At 37.6% G+C, this 15,251-nt stretch carries 17 protein-coding genes; 11 read left to right on the top strand and 6 right to left on the bottom strand.

What is annotated here, in order from left to right; translation table 11 throughout:
• Nucleotides 1-237: 237 nt before the first annotated feature.
• Genes V7127_RS18675 through V7127_RS18665 form a run of 3 tightly spaced genes read right to left on the bottom strand, consistent with a single transcriptional unit; the run spans nucleotide 238 to nucleotide 2,607 of the window.
• Entirely contained in the window at nucleotides 238-1,911 is a 1,674-nt protein-coding gene (locus V7127_RS18675) for a b(o/a)3-type cytochrome-c oxidase subunit 1 (RefSeq protein ID WP_335344208.1), read from the bottom strand.
• A gap of 47 nt (nucleotides 1,912-1,958) precedes the next feature.
• On the bottom strand, nucleotides 1,959-2,435 hold the full coding sequence (locus V7127_RS18670; RefSeq protein ID WP_335354092.1) for a cytochrome c oxidase subunit II: 477 nt from the start codon (nucleotides 2,433-2,435) through the stop codon (nucleotides 1,959-1,961).
• Between the two features lie 22 nt (nucleotides 2,436-2,457).
• Nucleotides 2,458-2,607 carry a cytochrome c oxidase subunit 2A gene (locus V7127_RS18665; protein ID WP_315665247.1) on the bottom strand — a complete coding sequence of 50 codons (150 nt, stop codon included), beginning with the start codon at nucleotides 2,605-2,607 and terminating at the stop codon, nucleotides 2,458-2,460.
• A 359-nt stretch (nucleotides 2,608-2,966) separates the two neighbouring features.
• On the opposite strand from V7127_RS18665, the gene V7127_RS18660 reads away from it, so the two are divergent.
• The gene (locus tag V7127_RS18660; RefSeq protein ID WP_335488534.1) at nucleotides 2,967-3,554 is read left to right on the top strand and encodes a xanthine phosphoribosyltransferase; all 588 of its coding nucleotides are present in this window, start codon (nucleotides 2,967-2,969) and stop codon (nucleotides 3,552-3,554) included.
• Between the two features lie 338 nt (nucleotides 3,555-3,892).
• On the opposite strand, the gene V7127_RS18655 is transcribed toward V7127_RS18660, so the two are convergent.
• On the bottom strand, nucleotides 3,893-4,348 hold the full coding sequence (locus V7127_RS18655) for a chemotaxis protein CheX (RefSeq protein ID WP_335344193.1): 456 nt from the start codon (nucleotides 4,346-4,348) through the stop codon (nucleotides 3,893-3,895).
• Nucleotides 4,349-4,691: 343 nt separating this feature from the next.
• On the opposite strand from V7127_RS18655, the gene V7127_RS18650 reads away from it, so the two are divergent.
• The 6 genes from V7127_RS18650 to V7127_RS18625 all read left to right on the top strand — a co-directional run bounded on the left by V7127_RS18650 (nucleotide 4,692) and on the right by V7127_RS18625 (nucleotide 12,292).
• Nucleotides 4,692-5,780, top strand: coding sequence for a type III polyketide synthase (locus V7127_RS18650; protein WP_335488531.1), 1,089 nt, complete (start codon nucleotides 4,692-4,694; stop codon nucleotides 5,778-5,780).
• Between the two features lie 3 nt (nucleotides 5,781-5,783).
• On the top strand, nucleotides 5,784-6,332 hold the full coding sequence (locus V7127_RS18645; protein WP_335488528.1) for an isoprenylcysteine carboxyl methyltransferase family protein: 549 nt from the start codon (nucleotides 5,784-5,786) through the stop codon (nucleotides 6,330-6,332).
• Nucleotides 6,333-6,688: 356 nt separating this feature from the next.
• On the top strand, nucleotides 6,689-10,357 hold the full coding sequence (locus V7127_RS18640) for a dynamin family protein (protein ID WP_335488526.1): 3,669 nt from the start codon (nucleotides 6,689-6,691) through the stop codon (nucleotides 10,355-10,357).
• Nucleotides 10,357-10,548 (top strand): hypothetical protein, encoded by a 192-nt coding sequence (locus tag V7127_RS18635; protein ID WP_335344197.1) that lies wholly within the window; start codon nucleotides 10,357-10,359, stop codon nucleotides 10,546-10,548. The genes V7127_RS18640 and V7127_RS18635 overlap by 1 nt, the downstream gene beginning before the upstream one ends.
• The gene (locus V7127_RS18630) at nucleotides 10,482-11,381 is read left to right on the top strand and encodes a sulfurtransferase (protein ID WP_335488523.1); all 900 of its coding nucleotides are present in this window, start codon (nucleotides 10,482-10,484) and stop codon (nucleotides 11,379-11,381) included. Before V7127_RS18635 ends, V7127_RS18630 begins: the two co-directional genes overlap by 67 nt.
• A gap of 23 nt (nucleotides 11,382-11,404) precedes the next feature.
• Nucleotides 11,405-12,292, top strand: coding sequence for a 5'-3' exonuclease (locus tag V7127_RS18625; protein ID WP_335488619.1), 888 nt, complete (start codon nucleotides 11,405-11,407; stop codon nucleotides 12,290-12,292).
• A gap of 39 nt (nucleotides 12,293-12,331) precedes the next feature.
• On the opposite strand, the gene sspL is transcribed toward V7127_RS18625, so the two are convergent.
• Complete coding sequence (gene sspL, locus V7127_RS18620) at nucleotides 12,332-12,460, bottom strand: small, acid-soluble spore protein L (RefSeq protein ID WP_066294554.1); 129 nt, start codon at nucleotides 12,458-12,460, stop codon at nucleotides 12,332-12,334.
• 100 nt (nucleotides 12,461-12,560) lie between these two features.
• Between sspL and V7127_RS18615 the strand changes: the two genes are divergently transcribed.
• Together V7127_RS18615 and V7127_RS18610 are read left to right on the top strand one after the other, a co-directional pair.
• Complete coding sequence (locus V7127_RS18615; RefSeq protein WP_335488521.1) at nucleotides 12,561-13,028, top strand: divergent PAP2 family protein; 468 nt, start codon at nucleotides 12,561-12,563, stop codon at nucleotides 13,026-13,028.
• Nucleotides 13,029-13,091: 63 nt separating this feature from the next.
• Nucleotides 13,092-13,361, top strand: coding sequence for a DUF6123 family protein (locus V7127_RS18610; protein WP_335344200.1), 270 nt, complete (start codon nucleotides 13,092-13,094; stop codon nucleotides 13,359-13,361).
• Between the two features lie 88 nt (nucleotides 13,362-13,449).
• Here the strand turns inward: V7127_RS18610 and V7127_RS18605 are convergent, their stop codons facing one another.
• The gene (locus V7127_RS18605) at nucleotides 13,450-13,839 is read right to left on the bottom strand and encodes a reverse transcriptase-like protein (RefSeq protein WP_335488517.1); all 390 of its coding nucleotides are present in this window, start codon (nucleotides 13,837-13,839) and stop codon (nucleotides 13,450-13,452) included.
• Nucleotides 13,840-14,212: 373 nt separating this feature from the next.
• Between V7127_RS18605 and V7127_RS18600 the strand changes: the two genes are divergently transcribed.
• Nucleotides 14,213-14,869 carry a reverse transcriptase-like protein gene (locus tag V7127_RS18600; RefSeq protein WP_335488515.1) on the top strand — a complete coding sequence of 219 codons (657 nt, stop codon included), beginning with the start codon at nucleotides 14,213-14,215 and terminating at the stop codon, nucleotides 14,867-14,869.
• Between the two features lie 28 nt (nucleotides 14,870-14,897).
• On the top strand, nucleotides 14,898-15,080 hold the full coding sequence (locus V7127_RS18595; protein ID WP_335488512.1) for a zinc-finger domain-containing protein: 183 nt from the start codon (nucleotides 14,898-14,900) through the stop codon (nucleotides 15,078-15,080).
• Nucleotides 15,081-15,251 lie beyond the last annotated feature (171 nt).

The raw sequence follows: 15,251 nt of genomic DNA, 5'->3' as shown, positions 1-15,251 counted from the left end.
ACTCCGAATTTCGGAGTGCTTATGTTTTATCGATCTAGCTACAGCGCCTACCCCAAACGTACAGGACGTACTAGNNCCTCGAGGTCACAAGCCAAGCCTCCCGGAAAGATAAAGTACATCTTTCCAGGAGGCTCGTCTTGTGCTTGTCGGGGGTGGACACAAAGGAAAGCTTCTGCGAATATTCATCGCAGGAACAATTGTCCTTTGATTGTTCCGAAGGCGCTTCCGCTTTTCAAATTACCATAATTTAAATCCTTTAGCTCCCGGAGGCGCATTTTGGATTAAATCGATGAGTGGTAATGTATAAGCGAAAAGAATCAATGCAGCTGTAATACCAACCCATAATTTCCAGTTGTCGAAAACCATTGGAGTCTTTTCTGCCTCATCTGCTACTTCGCCAACAGGGAATTCCTGATCTCCTTTAGGAGCGAAGAAGGCAAGATTAACAAAAATGTAAAGCATAAGGATAATACCAATGAATAGGATAGAACCGCCAACTGCTTGTGCAATCTGATATGGAATCCATTCTAATGCTTGTGGAGCGCCACCGTATTCAGAGTAGGCTGAGCGGCGAGGTGCACCAAGTAGTCCAGCGGCATGCATAGCTCCAGACATAAATGTCATCCCAATTGTCCAAATTATCCCTTGAATCATTGCTAATTTATTTAATTTCTTCGTAAATACTCTGCCAGTTAAGTGTGGAATTAACCAGAAAGAAATGCCGAAGAATGTAAGCATAACTGCAGTAGCTGCTGTTAAATGGAAGTGACCTGTAACCCAAATCGTATTGTGAACAACTTGGTTCATTTGGTGAGAAGCGTTAACAATACCGCCAGCTCCGCCAGGGATAAAGGATAGCATTCCGATAAATGGAATTGTAAAGCGTGCATCTCCCCATGGAAGCTTCTTAAACCAGCCAAATAGTCCTTTTGCACCTTTTGAACGTCCGAAGCTTTCGAAAGTAGCAAATAGTGAGAAAGCCGTCATCATAGATGGAATAACAACAAGGAATGTTAATACAACCTGTAAGAATTTCCAAGCTGGATCAATTCCGGGCTCCAATAACTGATGGTGGAAACCAACTGGGATTGAGAAAAGCAATAATAGAACAAATGACATCCGAGCTAAAGAGTCTGAGAAAATCTTTCCGCCGATTATTTTTGGGATAATGACATACCATGCCATATAAGCTGGCAATAACCAGAAGTAAACTAGCGGGTGTCCAAAATACCAGAATAATGTACGGCTGACACCGATGTTAATAGTGTCTACTAGACCAAGTGACCATGGTAATAATTGGAATAAAACCATTACCGCTACACCAATTGTCGCTACATCCCACATAATAAATGTAATCACTGACATGAAAGTGAGAAGAGGGCTTGGCGTCCCAGGATTTGCTTTTTTCCATTCGCCATATTTCATGTAAACTATTGCACTATCAAACCAAGTTCCGACAATGACTAATGTTAAGCCTAGGTAGAATAGAAAATGGGCTTGAAGTGGTGCGTAAAAAGTAAATAATACTGTAGCTTCATTTAATAGAATCATTGTAGCAGCCATTACAGTACCGATAGTCTTTAGCCAAAATCCGATCCAGCCAATGGTCCGCTGGCGTCCAGTAAAGGTTCCTGAAGTTTTGCTTACTGAAGAAATCATAAATCCAATGATAAAGAATATAGTTAGAACAAGTCCTAATACAACACCGTGAACCGTAAGAATTTGATAATAACCAATTCCAGCAGGCAAAACAAATTTTCCTGAACGAACTAATACTTGTAATAAACCTGCAAGTCCGCCAATTGCTAGGGCGATGAATGCCACATAGAAGTGGGCCATTGCTAATTTACCATCACGGCGGTCAACTTTTGTATTTGCTTGTTGCTTCAGCGTAATGTTTGCTTTTGTCATTTTGCCGTCACGGCGGTCAGCTTTTGCAGTTGCTTCTTGTGTAAGCATTATTCAACCACCTCAATTTTCGAAGTCATCATATGGTGACCAACTCCGCAATATTCATTACATAAAACTAAAAATTCACCAGCTTTATTAAAATTATAAACATTTTCACTTATGTAGCCTGGCTCTAGCATCATATTAACGTTTGTGCCGGCTACTTCAAAGCCGTGGATAACATCTTTTGTTGTGGCAATGACTTTAACTTTTGCACCTTTAGGAATTTGAACCTCACCAGGCTCATAATTGAAGGCAGATGCTACAAATACTAGTTCGTAATCCCATTCCTTCCCTTCAACCTTTTTAAGACCAGGTTCATTAAATGGCGCTGTTGTATCAACTTTCTCTGGATCTATGACTGCTAAACAGCTTGGAGGCTGATTTCCTAAATAGAACGCGCTAACCCCTATAACAGTTAAAAATACTAGCAGCGAACCGATTCCAAAAATAAGCCAAATTTTTTCAAACTTATGCATATGCATGGCTTTTTTCCCCTTTCAACTATTAAGAACGATCTAAGAATAATGAATAAATGCTAACCCAAGTAACGATTAAGATTACTCCTAAAATCATTACGGATGCCAACGTCCCCTTTAATGAGGAACTATCTTCAATTTCAGTTTCTGGTTGTCTACTTAGTTCTGGTTTCGCCATTTTCTTCACTCCTTTCGGAAATTTGGAAAAAGTAAATGATTACAATTTCATAATACTCTACTATTAAAGAGAATCTAGATGGTTTTTCTGAGTTCACAAATTGTTCATTCGTTACTTTATCACTATGGTAATAGTGAAAAATTGATAAAACAGTGATGTATATCACATAAAAAGGAAGAGAATTGTGAAGAAATTGTGAAGATCAGTTATTCCTGTTTATAATAGGAAGTGAATAGATTTATTGTGTAAGCCTGAAGATCTTTGCCTCACACATTATAATAATGTGGACATTGATTTTCAGGAGTTTTTTTCGTACTTTAATTAAGCGGAATCTTTTATTTACAAGGGGGACCTGAATAATGGAGTCATTAAAGAACAAAATTAAAGAGGATGGCATTGTGCTTTCAGATACTGTGCTAAAGGTAGACGCTTTTCTGAATCACCAGATTGATCCTCAGTTGATGTATGAAATCGGAAATGAATTTGCCAGCCGTTTCCGTAACGAAGGCATTACAAAAATATTAACACTTGAATCTTCCGGAATCGCTCCATCAGTCATGGCAGGTTTACAGTTAAACGTACCTGTTATCTTTGCTAGAAAACGTAAATCATTAACCTTAATAAATGAACTATATACTGCCAATGTTTATTCATTTACAAAGCAGGAATCGAATGAAATCTCTATTTCATCAAAATATTTACATACGGATGATCGCGTACTGATTATTGATGATTTCCTGGCAAACGGTCAGGCAGCAATGGGACTTATTGATATGGTTAAGCAAGCAAATGCTAAAATTGCTGGAATTGGAATTGTCATTGAAAAAGGTTTCCAGGATGGGGGCAAAATCCTTCGAAAAGATGAATATCGTGTAGAATCACTAGCTATAGTAAGCTCACTGGAAAATGGGGAGGTAACTTTTGCACAGGAAAAAGTTGTGGAATGAAGCAATGAAACAACATCCATATAAAGATTTGCTTCATAATGAAGAAACCGCCTGATGGGCGGTTTTGTTGTTTAATGGATTTCCCTAATTTCCCACGTATTTTTACTTTCACACATCCATATTTATGTAAATATAATGGTTTAACCGAAACTCTACAGGATGTGAACATCAAGAATGGAAAAATATTATTGCGATCATTGCAGACTTATCTATCACAAGAAAGAGTTTTGCAAAGTTTGTGGAGCGCTAGCAGAAAAAAAGATTATTATCGAAGTCCAAAAACAAAATAACCCTAATAATGATTATCCTCCAAAGTAACTGGGTACGTTAATTACGTGTTATCCGACTTCTACCATTAATACAATCATCAAGCTTCCCGCATCACGTATAGTGACTGGCAAGCGAAAGGCTTTAGTGAAACCATATACCTTCGTTTGTCCGACCAAAACAGTTGGGGGAGTAATATCCATCTCAAATCCTCTCTGTGAGACATAGGTTGAAATGCTTCCTGCAATCATATTACCAAGCTCACCAGCAAAGGATTCTAGCATTTCACCTTCAAGCACCATTCCAAACATAGCTTCACCAATCTTGCCAAAAACCAATTCATCGCCATCGATGATAATTCGTCCTCTTGCATCACCTGTCATCCCAATTAAGACTCCTATGGAATGCTGAGTGAAGGGCTGGGTAAATAGGGCTGGTTTTTCTACATGAATCTCTAATGGCACAACCGATTTTACAGCCTCAATTGTTCCGTTCAAAATATCAGTTACACTTTTTGTGATCGACATACAGCATTCCCCCAAGAACATCAATAGTCCTATTTTAACATTTTATTAAAAAGAAATTGTTAAAAATTGATGAAAAAAATAATATTCTGTTACTTATTTCCTTGATAATCTAAACAACATATTCTTTGTATTAACACATTTGGTAATGTTTTGGTGATGCTTCCTCAATAAAAAGAATTTATAATAATAGATGCACAGCAACACCTTCAAAACGTTAGCTTCCTCAGTCAGAGGGAGCTTTTTTTATTTATGTCACTATGTTTGCTCCTTCTGTGAAGTTAAAATGAATATTATGCATTTATTGGGAAAAATTAATGATAAGCATAAAGAAGGAGAGAACGATATGCCATCAATTGTCTCTGTTGCAGAAGCTATACCTGTCCATTCTCTCAATCAGGAAGAGGTAATGGAATTTGCTAGAGATCTATTTTCCGAATCCTTTTCGAATATTGAAAGGTTATTAAGAGCATTTCATAATGGTCAAATTGAAAAACGGCATTTTGTGAAAGATATGGAATGGTATAAAAAGGAGAAAACATTTGAAGAAAGAAATCAAGCATACATAGAATGCGCTGTAGAGCTAGGTGTTGAAGCAATTGAAAATTGTGTGAAGAGTAAGGATTTCCTCAGCAGAGATATAGCGTACGAAGAAATTGATGCTATTTTTTTCATCTCGAGCACTGGGATTTCTACACCAAGTATTGAGGCAAGAATCATGAACAGGCTTATCTTCCATCCACATACAAAGAGAATTCCCATTTGGGGATTAGGTTGTGCTGGCGGAGCTTCGGGATTGTCGAGGGCATATGAATATTGCCTTGCTTTTCCAAAAGCAAAAGTCATTGTGCTTGCAATTGAATTATGCAGCTTAACCTTTCAAATGAATGATCGTTCGAAAAGTAACTTAATTGGCACCTCTCTTTTTGCCGATGGTGCTGCATGTGCACTCATTGCAGGGGATCAGGCTGATAGAAATACCTTTCAGAAGCTTGAATCAGTACCCGCCATTCTTCGTACCCAATCAACGTTCATGCAGGATTCATTAGATGTGATGGGCTGGGAAGTAAAGAGTAAAGGCCTTTATGTTGTTTTTTCGAAAGATATACCCTCGATAATAGAAAGCTGGCTCAAGCCTGCTGTTTTAGACTTTTTGGTGAAAGAACGAATGGAGATAGATGAAATTAACTATTTCATTGCACATCCCGGCGGAAAAAAAGTGATTGATGCCTATATTCAATCCATCGGTTTCGAACCGGAAATGACAAGGATTTCTCTCGAGGTTCTTAAAGAATACGGAAATATGTCTTCAACGACCATATTATATGTATTAAAAAGGTTTATGGAAATAGGGAAAAAGGGAGAATACGGTCTTGCAACCGCTTTAGGACCGGGATTTTGTTCGGAAATGCTGTTGCTGAGATGGGAGAATTAGCAAATGCTTTTTACGATTTTTATTACAGTGACTATTTTGCAGAGAATAGTTGAATTAATTATTGCAAAGAAAAACGAACGCTTTATGAAAAGCCAAGGAGCGCTTGAGTTTGGACAATCACATTATCCTTTCATTGTAGCCGTACATAGTTTATTTTTTGTTTCCTGCATATTAGAGGTAAGCTTTGTTGGCTATGAAGTTTCCTCCTATTGGCCCATCCTATTCCCATTATTTTTACTTACACAAGCAGGGAGAATTTGGGCGCTTAAATCTCTAGGCCCATTTTGGAATACAAAAATTATTGTTTTGCCTAATGCTAGGATCATTAGAAAGGGGCCGTATCGTTTCTTCAAACATCCTAATTATATCATTGTTTCTGCTGAATTTCTTATTATACCGCTTATGTTTGAAGCCTATATAACAGCGGCGCTCTTTACTATAATGAATATCATCATTTTAGCGATTAGAATTCCAGCTGAAGAAAATGCATTAAGGAAATTAACGGCATATGAACAAGCGTTTTCACACGGGTCAAGCCTCACGAAAATTTGAAAAAAGTATTTGTGGACCTTCTATTGAAAATGATTATCGTTAATGATAAAATTCTAATTGAATTTGAAAATTATTCTCATTAACAGGAAGGTGTTGTTACAGATGGTAGCGATTTTTATTGCGGGTACAGTAACAGCCTATGCTTTAGTTATGAAATATGTTTTAAATCATGTTGCAAAGCCACATACAAGACCATAAATTCTATTCCTACATAACCAGGTGAAGACCTGGTTTTATTTTTTTCACTCTGAAGAAAACAGTCATAAAAATGTTAAGTTCCATATTCTAAATATAGGCATTATAAGAAAAATCATTTAGAATAGAAGGAAAATGATTGAACAAGGGGATACGTATTCATGGTTCGAACGGAACTTCAGCTAGATACGGTTGATTTAATTAACAGGATAACGGCTTTATATGAATATTTTAATAAAAATCAAGATAATCAAACAGCAGAAAGGGCAAAGGACCTAGCTATAAAGCTTGATAAAAAAGAATATGCAATTGCATTTTGCGGGCACTTTTCTGCCGGGAAATCAAGCATGATCAATAAAATTATTGGTGAAAACTTGCTGCCATCCAGCCCGATCCCGACAAGCGCAAATTTAGTAAAAATTAAATCGGGAGAGGATTATGCAAAGGTCATTTTTAAAGAATGCAATCCGAGATTATATCTGGCTCCCTATGATTATAATCAAGTGAAATCCTATTGTAAGGACGGAGACCAAATCCATTCAATTGAAATTAGCTATTCTGATACGAGCCTGCCGAAAAATGCGGTGATTATGGATACGCCGGGTATCGATTCAACGGATGATGCTCACCGAATTGCTACTGAGTCAGCCTTGCACCTTGCGGATTTAGTATTTTATGTCATGGATTATAATCATGTCCAGTCAGAATTGAACTTCTTATTTACAAAAGAGCTGGCTGCTGCCGGGAAGCAAGTTTATTTAATTATTAATCAAATTGATAAGCATCGGGATGAAGAATTGAGCTTCGATCAGTTTAAACAAAGTGTGAAGGATTCTTTTGCCTCTTGGGGGGTAATACCAGAAAGAATATTTTACACATCGTTAAAAAAAGAAGACCATAAAGAAAATGAGTTCTTAGCTTTACAAAAGTTTATTGCAGATAAAATTGCCAATAGCGAATTACTGCTTCCTGAGTCTGTTTATCATTCATTGAATAAGCTTTCAAGTGAGCATTTGATTTATTTAGAAGAAAAAAGCTGGGCTGAAATTGAAAAATATGAGAAAAGATTAGAAGAACTGCCTGTCGATGAGAGAGGAGCACTGGCTGAAAAGGTTGCAGCATTAGAGGCTAAGCTAGATGAAGGCAGAGCTTTTCTAAAAAAAGCGGAAATTAACTTCATTCATAAAGTTGATGATGTTTTGGATAATGCTTACTTAATGCCGTTCCAAACGAGAGAGCTTGCAGAAAACTATATCGAGTCATGCCAGCCTGGCTTTAAGGTAGGACTTTTTTTCTCGCGGCAAAAAACAGAACAGGAAAGATTGAATCGTCTAGAGCTTTTTTTCCAAGACCTTTCGGAAAAAGTAAAGTCGCAAATTGACTGGCATATTAAGGAACTAATGGTTAATGAACTAAAGCAGCATGAGGTACATGATTCCGAATTATTAGGAAGAGCACAAAACTTTACTGTTTTCTTTAACATGGACCTGCTTGCTAACACGGTAAAGGAAGGTGCATTGCTTTCAGGTGACTATGTTCTCCAATATACGAATGACCTAGCAGAATCTATTAAGAAATTGGCTAAAAAAAGTTTAGCAGAATTTAAAGAATTGCTCTTACGCACTTTATCTTTAAAAACCGAAAAGGAACAGAGCCTTATAGAAAGTGAATGGAAACGATACAAAGGATATAATGAAGACTTGCACATGCTAACCGAAATAAAGGAAGCTCTGCGCACGGCGAAAGTCAGCATGAATGATTTATTTGAAGGGGAATTTTCTCATCAAAAATATGCGGAAATGGCAAAAGGTTTACTTTCCCTGCCAACTGAAGAAGTTGAAGTTATCCATCAAACAAATGCAGCTGTGATTGATATAAAAGAAGAAGATAACGGTTTTCATGAAATAGATAACGCCCTTCAAACAGTTGGCGATAAAGTAGAAGAAAAGGCTGTAAATGCTTTAGTTGAAAAATTAAACTTTACGGCGAATGCCATCCAAGAAGTACCTGGATTCAAAAAAATGACTGCAGAATTGCTGCAAAAAGCAGAGCGTCTGAAAGATAAGCGATTTACAGTAGCACTTTTCGGAGCATTCAGTGCTGGAAAGTCTTCATTTGCCAATGCATTAATTGGTCATAAGCTTCTTCCAGTATCGCCAAACCCGACAACAGCTGCGATTAATAAAATCATGCCAATTAATGATCAAAATCCTCATGGAACAGTGTTAGTGAAGGTAAAAGCAGCCGACTTATTATTTGAAGATGTAAACAGATCATTGAACGTCTTCAGTCAATCTGCAGCAGATTTCGATGATGCGATCGTGAAAATTAGAAAAGTAATGAGCAGCATTTCAGATTTTGATGCAAATGAAAAGACCCACTTTGCCTTCTTGAATGCTTTTTTACGAGGATTTGATTCATTTAAAGAAATACTTGGAACAACCGTTAAGACTGACCTAGTAGAGTTTAAAGGCTATGTGGCTATCGAAGAAAAATCCTGTTTTGTTGATATGATTGAAGTGTACTATGATTGTGAGCTGACGAGAAAAGGAATCACACTTGTTGATACTCCCGGAGCCGATTCTATAAATGCCCGTCATACTGGAGTAGCCTTTGATTACATCAAAAATTCAGATGCGATCCTGTTTGTCACTTACTATAATCATGCCTTCTCAAAAGCTGACCGTGAATTCCTTATCCAATTGGGGCGTGTTAAGGATTCCTTTGAACTTGATAAAATGTTCTTTGTCGTCAATGCGATTGATCTTGCCAATAATGAAGAAGAGAAAGAATCCGTTTTACACTATGTTGGTGAACAGCTTGTTCAATATGGAATACGCCGACCTAATCTTTTTGGGCTTTCAAGTCTTGAGGCTTTAACTGAAAAGCTCGAAAACATTCAGGAGAAACATTCTAAAATTGATAAATTTGAGGAAAGCTTTTATTCGTTTATTACAAATGAGCTTATGCAAATTTCGATCACTTCTGCAGAATTGGGCTGGAATCGTGTATTGGAACAGCTTCGTACCTTTATTCAGTCATCACACGAAAATAAGGAATTAAAGGCTCAAAGACGAATCCAGCTGGAAGAAGAATTAAAAACAATTCTAGCCGTGTTCAAAAATCAGGATGCTGAGATTTTTACGCAAAGATTAGAACAAGAGGCAGACGAGCTAGTTTTTTATATAAAGCAAAGAGTGTTTCTGCGTTATGGTGATTTCATTAAGGAGGCCTTTAACCCTGCTGCACTTAAGGATGATGGCCGTAATTTAAAGAAAGCCCTGCAAGCAGCCCTTGAAGATTTCCTGCAAAGCTTTGGATTTGACTTTGCTCAGGAATTGAGAGCAACAACGTTAAGATTAGAAGCGTATATCGGTAAATTATGTAAGCAGGCTCAAGATATGCTTGGTCAAAAGGTTGCGGAGATTAATAAGGAATTAAGCTTTAGCCCGTATGAAATGAGAAAAATGGAAGGAATTAAGTTTAATTCAGCTTTTGTCAGTGAGAATCGAGCCCAGTTTTCAAAGGCATTAGCCCATTTTAAAAATCCAAAGTCATTCTTTGAAAAAAATGAAAGAAAGAATTTAAGCGATGAATTGGAGCAGCTCATAAATCCGCTATCTGATCATTATCTGCAAATTGAAGGCGAAAAGCTGAAAAAACATTATGCTGCACTTCTAATCGGTGAATACTCACTTATGCTTACAATTCTGTCTGAACAGGCGAATGAATATTATGAGGGTCTTTTAGCTGTTCTAAGAGATGACTTCCCAATTGAAGAGCTGGAGAAAACAGAGAAAGAAATTACTCATTTCTCTCATGAATCATAATGAAGATTCAGTCCTTTCATGCGTGTGCAACTTGTATTCATTTTCAGGCGAAAAAATTCGAAAAAGGAATAACTTATCATTGCCAGCGTCTCGGTTATGAAACAAAACCAAACTACCAATTTCAATGCTGGACACCGAAAGAACATGTGCAGAAGCTGATGGAAAAAAGATTGAGGGAGATGAAGGAATGATTTTGACCGTTGAAAAGGAATGGCTGAAAGGGCGTTTAAATAATGAGGATATGAGGATCGCTGATTGTCGATATAATTTGGGCTCTTCAGAAGAAGGTTTTGAACAATATGTAAAGGATCATATTCCGGGTGCTGTATATTTTCATCTCGGGAAAGATTTATCAGGACCCGTTTCTTCTCATGGCGGCAGACATCCGTTACCTGAAATCGAGGAATTTAGACAGACACTTCAAGATGCCGGCATTCATAATCAAACAACTATCGTAGCCTATGACGGAGGCGAGGGTTCATTCGCTGCCCGGCTTTTGTGGCTATTACATTATGTTGGCCATAAAAATGTGTATGTATTAAATGGGGGCTATAATGCCTGGACAGAAGCGGGGTATCCAATAGATCGTGCAATTCCTGAATTTCCAAAAACGGCTTTTGAGATAAAAATGGATGAAAACATTTTTGCTTCCTATGAAGAAGTTAAAAAAGTGGTTGATAGGAAAAATCAAGAAACGGTCATTATTGATTCTAGAGAAAGTAAGCGATATTTAGGACTAGTAGAGCCAATTGATAAAAAAGCTGGCCATATTCCAGGAGCGATTAATATGGTTTGGTTAGATGGTTATGAAAATGGCTCTTTCAAAACTGGAGCAGATCAGTCAAAAAGATTCACTGATATTGACAAAGATAAGCAAATAATTGTTTATTGCGGTTCAGGAGTCACCGCCACTCCAAATTACATGGCACTAAAGGCTGCAGGGTACAAACATGTTAAACTATATGCTGGAAGCTTTAGTGATTGGATATCGTATGATGAAAATGATATTGAAACGGGAGAGTAAATAAAAAAGGAGAGAGATAATTGATAAACGAAAATAAACCTTCATTTATGCTAGTCGATGGAATGGCATTATTATTTAGAGCCTATTTTGCTACTGCCGTGCACGGGCAATTTATGGTGAATTCCAAAGGTGTGCCGACGAATGGAGTCTATGGGTTTGTTAAGCATTTTTTAGCAGCTGTATCAAATTTCAACCCATCACATGTCGCAGTTTGTTGGGATATGGGAAGTAAAACGTTTAGAACGGACATGTATGACGGATACAAAGCAAATCGGCCAGAAGCACCTGTTGAACTAATTCCACAGTTCGACCTTGTAAAGGAAGTGGTGGAATCCTTTGATGTTCCGAATATTGGGTTGAAGGGCTATGAAGCAGACGACTGTATTGGGACGATAGCAAGTCATGTAAAAGAGGAAGCATTTGTAAACATTATTACAGGTGATCAGGATATTCTGCAGCTATTGGATGAACGGATATCCGTGGTGTTATTGCAAAAAGGGTATGGCAATTATTTAGTTCATACGAAGGATACATTTTACGAAGAAAAGGGCATTCACCCTAGGCAAATGATTGATTTAAAAGCATTTATGGGCGATTCAAGTGATAATTATCCTGGGGTAAAAGGAATTGGCGAGAAAACAGCCTTAAAGCTATTACAGCAATTTGGACATATTGAAGGCGTTCTTGAAAACTTGGATCAATTATCTAAAGCACAAAGGACTAAAATTGAACAAGATTTGGAAATGCTTCATTTAAGCAGACAACTTGCTGAAATCAAATGTGATGTACCTGTTGAGTGTGGATTAGACCATGCAAGGTTTTCCATAAATCGTGACAAAGTGATAAATAAGTTTGATGAAATTGAATTTCGCGGGCTTGATCGGTTGCTTGACATAAAACAATATGCGTAATAGAAGGCTGTCCTATTAGCTTTTAGGACAGCCGTTCTTTTATTTAGTATTTTTTTTCTTAGCAGCATTCTCCAGTTTGCTTTTAGGGTCCTCGGTAATATCCTGTCCATAGCCTTGCGGATTCACACCAGAAGCAAGCTTCCCTCTATTTCTTTCTCTTTTTCCCAACTTTTACATACCTCCCTGATATTGTTTTCAATACTAGTATTTCCGAAAAGAATAATTACACTCTTCTAACTTCACACTAATAATAGAGGTGAGATCATAAATGAATAAAGGTGTATACATTGCTTTATTAAGCATAGGATTGGCTCAGGCTTTGAAAATTCCGATTCACTTTTTCAATAAAAAAGAATTTAGGCCAGAATTATTTTTTCACACTGGCGGAATGCCAAGTTCACATTCTGCGGGAGTATCATCATTAACCACTTTTATTGCCTTAAGAAGAGGGATACCGACAATCGATTTCGCTCTCTCATTAATTTATGGGCTAATCGTTATGTATGATGCACAAGGGATTAGAAGACAAACAGGGGAATTAACATTAAAAGTAAATAGCATGGGTGAGTTGATTGAGAAAATTCACAAAGACGAGTCTGTCGAATTTGAGCAGGAAAAGTCACCAAAGAAACTAAAGGAGATGCTCGGTCATCATCCAGCTGAAGTAATCGGTGGAGCCTTGCTGGGGGTTGCAACAGGAACGATTGGGTATTTACTCACAAAAAAAGATAGATAATTGTCGAAATATAAGGTAAAATTTAGAGTGTTTGGTTAAAAAGGGGAAAGGGATGACATGTTCTTGAAGACAGTGGAAGATTATTTAAGTTTTTTACAAAGTAAAGGCTTTCAGTTTCAAGAGGATGCGGTTGGCTTTATTTATTTTGGGAAGCATTACACGAATGCAACAGATGAACTGACAAACACAGCAATAGAACTAACCTTAAAGGCACAAAAATCCTTTGATGGCAGCTTTTATGTATCATTGCTGGAAATGCTTATATCCAATAAGATTAATACCCGCCTTGAGGCTATTCAGTTTGTTAAAGAAAAAGGATTGATTTCAGTCTAAATGAATCATGTTTGAATATTAAAATGGACGAAATGAAGGAGGTGCCCATTTCGTCCATTTTTTTCCGGTCCTAAGAGTGTATAACTTTCTATTTATTCTTACGTATGGCCGCTCTTGCTAATTCATCCGCTGCCTTGTTTTCAGAACTGGGTATCCATTTCATGAAAAATAAATCCAGCTGTTTGCTTAAATGTAAGGCCTTTTCCAAGAGGGATGCATAGCCTTTATTTTTGGCATACTCCTTTTCAATGGCCCGATTAACTGCCTGAGAGTCAGTTCGAAAGGAAACAATCCTATAGCCCTTTTCAATACAGATTTCAAGTGCTTTAATTAATGCATAGTATTCCGCTTCATGATTTTCCATATGGCCAAGCGGTATGGAATATCTTTCAACTGCTCCATTTCCTATTATAAAAATTCCTGCACCGCTAGGGCCGGGATTGCCCGCACTCGCCCCATCAATATATACTTCAATCAAACAAGCTTCCTCCAGTATTAACAGAAATTATTATCGCAGATTAACGGGCAGTAAGACCCCCACTTTAATGATTTACGAATAACAAAAAATTCTATGCGGGGGATCTAACTGCCCGTAAAGGCCTGATTATGTGAACACAGACTAAGAAAGCCACGTCCTGTAGCAACGTCTGTGTGACCCACATCCTGTGGGCCGCAACTAACAATCAGTGGAATAAGACCGATTAAGAACGCCATATACTGTGTTAACATCGGCACCAGCACTTCCCATTGAAAAAAAACTACTGATTGAAGTTTCACTGTATTCTAATCCACATCAGGGTAAGATAAAATAAGTGTACCAATAATGTGTAAGTTAAGAAAGGCTGAAAAAAATGAAATATAAATTGGAATGGACTTATAAAATAAAAGGGAATGAAGGAGTAGTCTTTCAGTCTGACTGGTTAGATGGCGAAATGGCATTATTAGTGGGGGAGGATATTGAAAAGAGCGGAAAAGGAAGAGATATCCTATATCACGATGAAATGGGGACATCATGGAATACGAAAGAAATGCGGAAGCTTCTTACCGAAATTGAGGAGGATCCACACGACTTAACCGTATACTTTGATGGAGGGTTTAATAAAGCCGCTTATCAGGCTGGGCTTGGTGCTGTCATTTATTATAAGCAAGGGAAGAAGAAATACCGCATTCGTGCAAATGAACTCTTTCATGAAATAGAAAATAATAATGAAGCTGAATATGCGGCTCTTTACTTTACATTAAACTTGCTTGAAGAAATGGGTGTGCACCATATGATCTGTGAATTTAAAGGGGATTCGCAGGGGGTATTAATGCAGCTTAAAGGAGAATGGCCATGTTTTGAAGAAAATTTAAATCGCTGGCTTGATCGAATTGAAGAAAAAATGAAGAACCTTTCTATTGAAGCAAGATATACCCCAATCCCCAGAACAGAAAATAAAGAAGCGGATAAGCTTGCTACCCAAGCACTTGAAGGGAAAATGATTCATAGTAAGATGCAAGTCATTTAGGTGACTTGATGAAAGAGGTGGGCGTGAAATGAAAAGAAAGCAAATATTTGACGAGGTAGAGGAATTAATGATCACCTATTGTCAAGGCTGTCTACTGCACAAACATCATAAAGATGAAAAGGGTCGAAGATATGCCCACAGATTTTGCATTACAAAATGTACTGTAGGGGAACAAATAAGGCTTATCGGTAGCAAGCTTTCTAAATCTTAGGCGGCATTCATAAATATCGAGACATAAAGTGAAACTTTAATCAGTTGGGGTTTTCCAAAGCACAGGACGTGCTAGTGCCTACGAAGACAATAGGACATGGCAATCTTAGTCGGCCTAATACCCTACTGATTGTTAGTTGAGGCCAACAGGATGTGGGTCACACAGATGTTG

Origin of the sequence: Bacillus sp. JJ1773 (assembly GCF_036962035.1) — a bacterium.
Classification (GTDB): Bacteria; Bacillota; Bacilli; order Bacillales; family Cytobacillaceae; genus Cytobacillus.
The sequence above is the reverse complement of the archived record's forward strand: the minus strand, read 5'-3'. Positions and strand labels throughout refer to the sequence as shown.